Below are 11,245 nucleotides of genomic sequence, written 5' to 3' on the forward strand. Positions count from 1 at the left end.
TTCATCCAAAAATAAGTATAAAAATCAAATAAAAATTCTAGGTATTCCAGATGATTTTATAGAACACGGAACAGTTTTAGAATTACAGGAAATTTGTAAAATAGATGTAGATAGTTTGGTTGAAATTTTTAAAAACATAACTTAATTCTTTAAATAAAAGTCATAAAAAAAGCGATTCAAAAAATTTGAATCGCTTTTTTATTTATTATTTATGAATTAATTTTTGATTATTTTTTGAGAATAATTCAATTCATTATTATTAATTTTTAAAACATAAACACCAGATTGAAGTGAACTTAAATCGATGGATTTTTCTACATTGAAATCTTCGTTATTTAATTGTTTTACAATTCTTCCGTTAATGTCTACAACTTGCATATTTACTTTTCCGCTGTATTGATTGATACGAATATTGAAAGTTCCATTAGATGGATTTGGATATACTTTAAACATATCTTCATTTTCAAAATAGTTCACAGCTAAAGTACAATTTGGACCTGGAGCTGGTTCTGTAAAATCCTCTGTTTGATCTTGAATTCCAGGAGCTCCAGAATTAGTACCAGATGATGCATTTACACCTAATCCTCTTCTTGCAAAAGTTTTCCATATCATACAATAATCTTGACCACCAGTTGTAGCTTGATCTGCCGCAATAAGTGCATCACGAGCCGAAATAAATGATGGATTACAACCGTCAAGTTTTATTCCATCAAGAACTAAACGCATTACTTTATTGTTTCCACCAGTTCCAGTATAAATATTTGAATCATAACCGTATTTATCAATATAGTTCCAAGCTAAATCCCATAAAGTTGCAGCCCAAACAGATCCAACGGAATGCACATCTATAATTTCAATACCATCAGCATCAGTAAAAAACATGGTATTAGTTGCCCCAAATGTATGTGGATTTTCAGCCATATTTGTAGAATATCTGTATCGTCTTATTCCACCACCATTGGTTGGTTCGTTTTCTGCAAATGTACCAATTCCTCTAGGATCATTTCTTGTATCGCCTGCTTTAATTTGCATCATTAGCCAAAACCAATCTGACCAACCTTCACCTTGTTGTTCTGAACTTCCTAAACAACTTCCTGATAATCTTCCAGAAATTCCATGACCATATTCGTGTGCTATAATTCCGTTATCAAAATCGCCATCAGTATTTATAAATGAAGATGATTTTTCAAATTTAGCATTTACCGTTTCTGTTTGCATTCTTGTAATTAATGCTTGACCAACTTCCAAAGTTACACTAATTGCAGGTATTGTAATTGTTGCATCGGTACCAGCCATTCCTATCACACCACTTACATTATTAACAATTATTACTCCAATTGCTCCAGCATTTTGAGCCGCTTTTACCTTGAATGCAAACGTACAATCTCCTCTTTTAATAACTACTATTTTACCAGCAATTTGAGCTGCATTTACTACAGGTTGACAAGCATCTGAGCCATCACCGACGCCATCATTATACAATACTAAATCTGATACAATTGGACTTGGGCTGTTAGGAATATCTACATGCCCAGGATTAAACGAATTATCTCTTGCAATTCTTCCTCCGGCGATATCAGAAGGAGAATTTACTATTAAAAATGGCGGACCAACATCCCATAAATACATTTGCATTCTACCTGATGTACCATCTGTTGCAGCAGAAAAATTGGCATTATTTAAATTAGCTGGTGCAGCTTGAGAACCGTCTTGTGCATTTGCTATTACAAAATCTCCTTGCGCACCACCACGACCATAATTATTGGCTTGAAAATTTTTATTCGCTTCGTTAAAACCGTATTGATACCATAAATCGTGCATTACATTATTCATGTAAAATAAATTGGTATTTGCAGCATTAATGTAAGTAGATGCTACTGCAGAAGTACCTCCATAAGGAAAATCGAAAGTTAGATTAGGAAAAGTTCCTGCTCCAGTTGGACTTGTTCCATTAGTAGCAGTTACGGTATCTGTTCCTAAAAAATCATTTCTTGCCCAAACATTATTTCCTCTTGTAATCGAATATCTTAAACTTGCAGTTGTGCCAGATAAAGTATTTGAATCATGCCAACCTTTAGGTGAAGCGTTTGTAACAAACTCAGGATTTACTACTAATTGTCTTTCTATATGATTTGGACTTTCATAATTAAATGGTATAACTCTATATTGAGTTGTCCCAGGATTATAAGCTAATTGAGCGTTTTCTTTGTAAAAAGTTTTATTAAATAAATCACTATTTAAATTATGATTATGATTTTTGTGATCTGAATTAAAATTACAAGAAACTACTAAATCTCTTTTTTCTAAAATTTTTCCATCAGTTGCATCAACTTTTATTCTCCACAATTGGTTAAAGTTTTGTGAGTAAAATTCATAATCCCAAGCTAATCTTAAAACATTTTCATTTGTATTAAAATAAATTAATTTAGCACTTATTGGATTTTCATCTAAATTTCCGTTACTTAATTTATAATCATTTCCATTACTCTCAATAACTTGAAAAGAAATTAAAGCTGTATTTTTTAAACTAGATAATGCTTTTACAAAACCTGCACTTACATTTAAGCTTGGTTGGGTTTGATTGATTTTTTGGTTTATGTTGCCAATAAATTCATCTCCACCATTAATAACTTCTCCATTTTTAATCCAGAAATTAGAATCTGAGTTTAAAATTTCTATGCCAGAATATTTTTGTTTTACGTGATAATTAAAAATTCCGGTAGATTCTGAGTTAAAGTCGTTAACAATTACTAAATCTGAAATATCCTGATTTTGTAATTCGAATTTTGAACGATTGTCGTTCATGTATGTTTTTATTTTTTCAATAGGTGTTTGAGAAAATCCTAATAAAGAGAATAAAAACACTACTAATAGAGTAATTTTTTTCATAATTTTTTTGGTAAATGATTAATGTAATATTGACACAAACTTAATTTATTTTTAATGCAAAAACAAACGTAATTATTGAAAATCAAAAATTTAACAATTTAAGCAGATATGATTTTATTATACAGTAGTGCTTTACTATCTGTTAACATAGAAACAAAATGGCACATTAAGAGTAGTTTTTCATATAAATTTCCTTTTTCTAACTTGTATTTTTCTGGTAGAATATTTAACAATAGTTTATCGTAATTTGTAGGTTTTCCTGAATCATTATTTATGTATGCAGTTATAAATTTATCTAATAAATTATTAATTATTTGATAACCAGACAATTCTTTTTCGATAACTTCTCTGCTTTGATAAATATTTTTTATACTAATTTTAATAATATCATCAATTTGTGCTTTGTATTTACTTTTTTCTGTTAAAGCAAATGGAAATTTTCCATCAAGAATTAGCTCTTCATTTTCTATAAAAATTCGAACAGCATCATTTATTAAATTTCCAATTGCTAATGCTCGTAAATAACTAATTCTGTCTTCTTTAGTTGTTAGCGAATTGTATTTAGAAGTGTCAATTGAATCTTTTACCAATTTTATAAGATATTCTAGGGCAAAATCTTCTGAAACTAATCCGAGATTTATTCCATCTTCAAAATCTATAATTGTGTAACAAATATCATCGGCAGCTTCTACTAAATATGCTAAAGGATGACGTTCATAACCAATATCATTTCTTGATTTATTTGGAATCATTCCCAATTCAGATGCAACTTCTTGAAAAAATTCTTTATCCGACTGAAAGAAACCATATTTTTTATCAGCAATATTTTGGGTTGGTTTTTTGGGTAAACTTTCTTTTGGATATTTCATAAATGCGCCTAAAACAGCATAAGTCAATCGTATACTTCCTTCAATTCCTGGGCGTGAACTTGTTAAAACAGAAAATCCGTTGGCGTTTCCTTCAAAATCTATTAAATCTTGCCATTCTTTATCTGATAATTGGTCTTTGTATTTTTGTCCGTTTCCAATAGAAAAATATTCGCCAATTGCTTTTTCTCCAGAATGTCCAAAAGGTGGATTTCCAATATCGTGCGACAAAGCTGCAGCAGCAACAATTGCTCCAAAATCGTTGGCTTGAAAACCGTGAACTTCTTTTAGATGAGGATATTTTTCTATAATTTTTTTTCCAACTAATCTTCCTAACGAACGTCCAACAACCGAAACTTCTAAACTGTGCGTCAATCTTGTGTGAACAAAATCGGTTTTAGACATTGGAATCACTTGAGTTTTGTCTTGCAAACTTCTAAAAGCTGCCGAAAAGATAATTCGGTCGTAATCTACTTCAAAACCTAGTCGTGTATCGTCTTGTTCAATTCGTAAACGTTTGCCTTTGTCGCCTTGACGTTTTAAAGATAAAAGTTGTTCCCAGTTCATTGTGATTTTTGATTTAAGATTAACGATTTTTGATTTTTGAGGTGTAAAAAATTACAATGTTTTCTTCATACAAATACTAGTTTCAACTCCTTTATATTGACCATAATTTTTTATAATTTTATATTCTAATTTTTGGTATAATGAAATGGCTTCTTTTTGTAAAAAACCAGTTTCTAAAATTGAAATTGAATACTTTTCTTCTTTTGCCCAAAGTTCTAATTCTGATAAAATTTTAGATGCAATTCCTTTTCCACGATGTTCTGATAAAGTAAACATTCGTTTCATTTCAACAGTTTGAGAATCGTATTCTTTGTAGGCACCAATACCAATTGCAATTTCGTTTTCATATAAAACTATTGCATTTTTTAATGAATTGGATTTGTTGAATTGTGCATAAAAAGCATGATCTTCACCATCAACGATTGCTAAATAGGCATCAAGTTGTACTACTAATTTTTCAAAATCTGGATTATCAGATGTTGTTCTTTTAATGGTAATCATTTTATTTATTCTTTATCGTTGGACAAGAAAAATACTCTAGATTTTTTAGGATATTGATTGAAACTTCTATCACTAGGATTTGCAATTACGGTTTTGATGTTGATTTCATCACCTAATTTAAAATTTTTTTCAACCACTTGATAATCCAATAAATATTCGCCACAGAAGTAATTTCCGTCGTTGTCTTTTTCTATAATTCCTGTGTAAACTCCTTTTTCTTTCATGCTGAACTTGTTTCAGTATCGCTACTTTTGTTATAATTTGTTCAAATATACGAATTGAAATTTATATTTGGATTTTTAGTCCTGATTAGAATGAAAAGCATTATTATGTAAAATTCTATTTTTTCTTAGCGAAAAAGAGCGACCAAAGAAGCTCCTTTTTTGCTTTAGAAAAAAAGATTTTTACATAATAATCTTGAAATGGAAAGCAGGAATAACTTCTAAAAAAAACAGCCATTTGCCAAGGCGAACAGCTGTTTTTTTGGTTTATGGTATTTCTATTCTAATTTTTTTGGGTTTTTTAAACTTTTCTTTTCATCGCTTTTTAACCGACGATCAAGTATATTTATATCTTCCTCAGGTTTTAGATTTTCTGGTTTTATACCTCGAGAAATTAAAGTTTTCCTAACTGAATTATTGTTTGTAATATGCTCACTAGATATTTGATTTTCAGTTCTCATATTGTTCTGTTTGGCATTAAAAATAGTTATTTCTGTTGCAAAATCTTTTGCTTTCAACAAAATTGTAGGCATAAAATCAGCTAAAGGTTTATTTTTAATTTCCCATTTATCTTTCATTTGTTGCGTTGTCTTACCAAATAATGCAGCATCACCTTTACTTCTAATTAACGCGAAATTCTGGTTACTTCCAGTTTGTTCAAATATAATTCGAGATAATTCTTTTTCTGTTGCTTTAAGTTTTTCTCTAGATTGTACTCGTTCATGCTCTAATAATTTTTGCTCAATTAACTCAGCTTTTCTTGTTTGAGTTGCAAAATAACGTTGAGCAAAAGCAATTGTTTCTTTTCTTGGATCTCCATTTTGTGCAATTAAATAACAAGCATATCTGGTTAACATTATATCTGAAATTTGTTTTTCAGCTCCTGAACCTATAGATACCATTTTGCCGACGTCGGCAAAATGGTGCTCAACTTCTTGTTCAGAAAGTTCACAAGCAGTTTTCCCTTTTGAAATTACACTTAAGAAATTATCCCATTTTGTATATCCTAAAAGATGTTGCAAATCTCTTGCCATCCAAAATTCAACACCACTTGAAGTTTTATTTGCAAATGATTCAAAATCATTTGTAAGAGATTTTATAATTGATGTTTCCATAATTATAGTCTTAACTACCACACATTTCACAATCTTCTGGTCCAGCATTTTTAGCCATTTCAATCATTGCTTTGTATTCTTCGGCAGTCATTTCTACTGGTTCGTTTAAAACTGCAATTGGTTGTAATTCTACAATTGGTTCTGATACAATATCCAATGTTGGTTGTTCTTTAACTTCAATTGGTTCTGCTTTTTTGTCGTTGTTTAATGTAAATTTAATGGCATCAACCGCAGCTTTTGTTCTTAAATAATACATTCCGGTTTTTAAACCAGATTTCCATGCGTAAAAATGCATCGATGTTAATTTAGAATAATTGGCGTCTTGCATAAACAAGTTTAACGATTGCGATTGATCTACAAAATATCCTCTGTGACGACTCATGTCAATAATATCTTTCATTGAAAGTTCCCAAACGGTTTTGTATAATTCTTTTAAATCTTGAGGAATATCAAGGTTTTGAACTGATCCGTTTTCACGCATTAATTCTTGTTTTAAACTTTCTGTCCACAAACCTCGTTTTACTAAATCTTCTAGTAAGTGCTTGTTGACCACTATAAATTCGCCAGATAAAACTCTACGCGTATAGATATTTGATGTATATGGTTCAAAAGCTTCATTATTTCCAAGAATTTGCGATGTTGAAGCGGTTGGCATTGGCGCAACTAAAAGCGAATTTCTAACACCGTTTTCCATTACTTCTTTACGCAAACTTGCCCAATCCCAACGTCCAGATAGTTCTTCGTCTTTCATTCCCCAAAGGTTGTGTTGAAATTCTCCTTGCGAAATTGGCGATCCTTTAAATGTAGAATAGGCACCTTCTTCTTTGGCCATTTCCATCGATGCGGTTACGGCTGCAAAATATAATGTTTCAAAAATTTCTTGGTTTAATGTTTTCGCTTCGTCACTTGTAAATGGTAAACGTAACATTATAAAAGCATCTGCCAAACCTTGAACACCAAGCCCAATTGGACGATGACGAAGGTTAGAATTCTCGGCTTCTTTTACAGGATAGTAATTTCTGTCTATTACTTTGTTTAAGTTTCTTGTAACGCGTTTGGTTACTGTAAATAACAAATCGTGATTGAATTTTCCGTTCTCAACAAACATTGGTAATGATAATGATGCCAAGTTACAAACTGCAATTTCATCCTTAGATGTATATTCCATAATCTCGGTACACAAATTCGAAGAACGAATTGTTCCAAGATTTTTTTGGTTCGATTTTCTGTTGGCTGCATCTTTGTATAACATATATGGTGTTCCAGTTTCTATTTGCGATTCTAGAATTTTTTCCCACAATTCGTGTGCTTTAATAGTTTTTCTGCCTTTTCCAGCTTTTTCATAATCGGTGTACATTTTTTCGAAATCATCACCATAAACATCATACAATCCTGGACATTCGTTTGGACACATTAAGGTCCAATTTCCGTTTTCTTGTACGCGTTTCATAAATAAATCAGACGTCCACATGGCAAAAAATAAATCTCTTGCACGCATTTCTTCTTTACCAGTATTCTTTTTTAAATCTAAAAATTCAAAAATATCTGCATGCCAAGTTTCAATATAAATAGCAAAACTTCCTTTACGTTTTCCGCCACCTTGATCTACATATCTTGCAGTGTCGTTAAAAACTCTTAGCATTGGAACAATTCCGTTACTCGTTCCGTTTGTGCCACGAATGTAACTTCCTGTAGCACGAACGTTGTGAATAGAAAGTCCAATTCCACCAGCAGATTGCGAAATTTTAGCCGTTTGTTTCAACGTGTCGTAAATTCCATCAATACTATCGTCTTGCATTGCTAACAGAAAGCACGATGACATTTGTGGTTTTGGCGTTCCAGCATTAAACAACGTTGGTGTTGCGTGTGTAAAGAATTTTTTCGACATTAAGTCGTAGGTTTCAATAACCGATTTTAAATCGTCAAGATGAATTCCAACCGAAACTCGCATTAACATATGTTGTGGACGTTCTACTATTTTGCCATTAATTTTTAGCAAATACGAACGTTCTAGCGTTTTAAATCCAAAATAATCATAATTAAAATCGCGTGTATATATAATATGTGAATTTAAAAATTCAGCATTTTCTTGAATCACTTTATGTACTTCTTCTGACAATAATGGTGCTTCTTGACCATTTCTTGGATTTACATAGTGGTACATTTCGTTCATAGTTTCCGAGAACGATTTGTTGGTATTAGAATGTAAGTTAGAAATTGCAATTCGTGCTGCCAACTGTGCATAATCTGGATGCGCAATAGTCATAGAAGCTGCAGTTTCTGCCGCAAGATTATCCAATTCAGATGTTGTAACACCATCATACAATCCTTCAATAACTCGCATTGCCACTTTTACAGCATCAACCAAATCGTTTAAACCATAACATAGTTTTTTAATTCGCTCTGTTATTTTGTCAAACATTACTGGCTCTTTATGGCCATCTCTTTTTATTACGTACATACTTTTTGTTTTTGTGAAATAGAAAATCCCTTTTCTAATTCTGGTTATTTGTTTATGCTGAATTTATTTCAGCATCTCTGAACTTGTTTCAGTATCTATTTTGCCACGAAGGCACGAAGGCGCAAAGTTTCTACTCTACTAATTTTTCAATCTTTACTATTTGTTTTTTTTTGAAGCTAATCCAGCTTTCCGCTATATCTTTTTCAATTGCCTTGGGTTTAAACCCAAGGCAATTGAAAAAGGATGCCGCTTCAATCTGGGCTAAACCACTTCAATGGCTTGTGAATTCTTATAATCTTTTGTTTTAAACCATTAAGTTAATTAAGAGAATTAAGTCTTAATTAACTTAACTCTCTTAATGGTTTAGAAATTTTTATTTTTTTTGTGGCTTAGCGTCTTGGTTGCAAAAATTTAAAATTCGGCGTCGAAAGTAATTTTTTGAGCTTCGCTGTCTGTATTCATTACACCAGCTTTTTGGTATTCGGCAACTTTTTTCTCAAAGAAATTAGTTTTTCCTTGCAACGAAATCATATCCATAAAATCAAACGGATTAGAAGTGTTGTATTCTCTATCGCAACCTAATTCTACCAAAAGTCTGTCGGCAACAAATTCTAAATATTGCGTCATTAAAACAGCATTCATTCCTATTAATGAAACTGGAAGCGATTCTGTAATAAATTCTCTTTCAATATTTAATGCATCTACAATAATTTGTCTAATTCTTGCTTTTGGAACTTTATTTACTAAATGATGGTTGTGTAAATGCACGGCAAAATCACAATGAACACCTTCATCACGAGAAATTAATTCGTTAGAAAATGTTAATCCTGGCATTAAACCACGTTTTTTTAACCAATAAATAGAACAAAAAGCACCAGAGAAAAAGATTCCTTCAACCGCAGCAAAAGCAATCAATCGTTCGGCAAACGAATCAGATTCTATCCATTGCAAAGCCCAATCGGCTTTTTTCTTAATTGCAGGAAAAACTTCAAGTGCGTTGAACAATTCATCTTTTTCAACCTCATCTTTTACATAAGTATCAATTAATAACGAATAGGTTTCACTATGAATGTTTTCCATCATTATTTGAAAACCATAAAAGAATTTTGCCTCTGCATATTGTACTTCGTTTACGAAATTTTCAGCTAAGTTTTCATTTACAATTCCATCAGAAGCTGCGAAAAAAGCAAGTATGTGTTTGATGAAATATTTTTCATCATCAGATAATTTATTGTTCCAATCGTTTAAATCTTGTGACAAGTCAATTTCTTCTGCAGTCCAAAAACTAGCTTCCATTTTCTTGTACCATTCCCAAATATCGTGGTGTTTTATTGGAAAAATTACAAATCGGTTTTTGTTTTCTTGAAGAATTGGTTCTATTAAATTCATTTTGCTGTTTTTATTGAGATATTTTTAACTAATTGGGTTGTTACAAAGATTGTATTTTATTGTGAAAAAAGAAAGTCAAACTTATTCACAATCGGCTTTAGTTTTTAACAATGTGTAAGAATAGTGCTATTTTTAACTTTTTCATAACTATTTGTTTAACAATTGTTTACAAACGTTAAATTTATAAAATCCTTTAAAAATAAGGCGTTTAAAGTTTTTTTACGCAAGTTTTCGTAACTATTTTTTTGCCAGAAACTAAAAAAAGTTCAACAAAAAAACGCAACTTTCTGTTATAGAAAATTGCGTTTTTAAAATTGCATTTAAATCTCTAAAATTGATGTGGTTTTATGCTAAATTCATAAAATAATAGCTATAAAAACATCTTTATTTATGATTTAGTTACTGTCTCTATCGACATAAGTTTTATTACCATTTTTATTGATGTAATATTTTCCACCTTTTGGTCCAGTAAATATTTTTTTACCGTTGTATGTTCCAGTAGCTTTATCGGCAACTTTTTTCTCAGCAGCTTTTGATGCAGCCGTTTCTTTCATGTCTTCTTTTTCTTCAGCAGCTGTTTTTTTAACTTTAGCTTTTGTAGTTTTGGTTGTTGTTGCAACTTCTTTTTTAGCTTTAGTAGTTTTTTCTTCAACCTTTGCTTTAGCTTTTGGCTCTTTAGTTCCGCCACTAAAACGTTTGTCTACTGTTCCATCTTTTTTTAATTTAGTTGTTTTTTCTTCAACTTTAGCGGTAGCTTTTTCGGTTTTAGCTTTTGTAGTTTTAGTTTCTTTTTTTACTTTATCTGCTACTTTAGTTGTTTTAGCTTTTGTAGTTTTTTCAGTTTTTGCTGCTGCTTTGTCTGCATCTTTCTTAGCTTTAGCAGCTTCTTTCTTTGCTGCTAATTTTTCTTCTTTTAGCTTGTCAGCTTTTGCTTTTTTTGCTGCAACTGCTTTTTCGGTTTTGGCTTTGGTTTTAGATGTTTTTTCTTTTACATCTTGTGCGAAGAATGTATTTGAGAATACAAATACGAAACATAATACTAATAATTTTTTCATTGTGATAAGTAAATTGGTTATAAAGATTAAAATTAATCAATTTTATGTTACAAATACTATTCCGATTGAAAAAATATTATGTAGAAGTTTGTTTACAAGAGTTAAAATGAAAAATCTTTTAGCCCTGATGGGAATGGAAATCCTTTCTTGTCTTGAACTTGTTTCAAGATCTTGAAACAAG

Annotated in this window: 8 protein-coding genes; all 8 read right to left on the bottom strand. The window is 31.0% G+C overall.

Translation table 11 applies throughout. The features are described from left to right. Positions 1 to 216 precede the first annotated feature (216 nt). The 8 genes from ACH2BC_RS14735 to ACH2BC_RS14770 all read right to left on the bottom strand — a co-directional run bounded on the left by ACH2BC_RS14735 (position 217) and on the right by ACH2BC_RS14770 (position 11,064). Positions 217 to 2,889 carry a T9SS-dependent M36 family metallopeptidase gene (locus ACH2BC_RS14735; protein WP_395054981.1) on the bottom strand — a complete coding sequence of 891 codons (2,673 nt, stop codon included), beginning with the start codon at positions 2,887 to 2,889 and terminating at the stop codon, positions 217 to 219. Between the two features lie 98 nt (positions 2,890 to 2,987). After that, a complete protein-coding gene (locus ACH2BC_RS14740) occupies positions 2,988 to 4,322 on the bottom strand; it encodes a deoxyguanosinetriphosphate triphosphohydrolase (RefSeq protein WP_395054983.1) in 1,335 nt (444 codons plus the stop codon). Between the two features lie 51 nt (positions 4,323 to 4,373). Then, positions 4,374 to 4,823, bottom strand: coding sequence for a GNAT family N-acetyltransferase (locus ACH2BC_RS14745; RefSeq protein WP_395054985.1), 450 nt, complete (start codon positions 4,821 to 4,823; stop codon positions 4,374 to 4,376). A gap of 5 nt (positions 4,824 to 4,828) precedes the next feature. Then, entirely contained in the window at positions 4,829 to 5,047 is a 219-nt protein-coding gene (locus ACH2BC_RS14750) for a hypothetical protein (protein ID WP_395054987.1), read from the bottom strand. A 275-nt stretch (positions 5,048 to 5,322) separates the two neighbouring features. Then, the gene (gene dinD / locus ACH2BC_RS14755) at positions 5,323 to 6,159 is read right to left on the bottom strand and encodes a DNA damage-inducible protein D (RefSeq protein WP_395054995.1); all 837 of its coding nucleotides are present in this window, start codon (positions 6,157 to 6,159) and stop codon (positions 5,323 to 5,325) included. A gap of 10 nt (positions 6,160 to 6,169) precedes the next feature. After that, positions 6,170 to 8,620: a ribonucleoside-diphosphate reductase subunit alpha gene (locus tag ACH2BC_RS14760; RefSeq protein WP_395054989.1), complete on the bottom strand. Its 2,451-nt coding sequence runs from the start codon at positions 8,618 to 8,620 to the stop codon at positions 6,170 to 6,172. A gap of 411 nt (positions 8,621 to 9,031) precedes the next feature. Beyond that, complete coding sequence (locus ACH2BC_RS14765; protein ID WP_395054991.1) at positions 9,032 to 10,009, bottom strand: ribonucleotide-diphosphate reductase subunit beta; 978 nt, start codon at positions 10,007 to 10,009, stop codon at positions 9,032 to 9,034. A 395-nt stretch (positions 10,010 to 10,404) separates the two neighbouring features. Continuing rightward, entirely contained in the window at positions 10,405 to 11,064 is a 660-nt protein-coding gene (locus ACH2BC_RS14770) for a hypothetical protein (protein ID WP_395054993.1), read from the bottom strand. Between the last annotated feature and the right edge of the window lie 181 nt (positions 11,065 to 11,245).

It is taken from the genome of Flavobacterium sp. (assembly GCF_043760115.1).
GTDB lineage: Bacteria > Bacteroidota > Bacteroidia > Flavobacteriales > Flavobacteriaceae > Flavobacterium.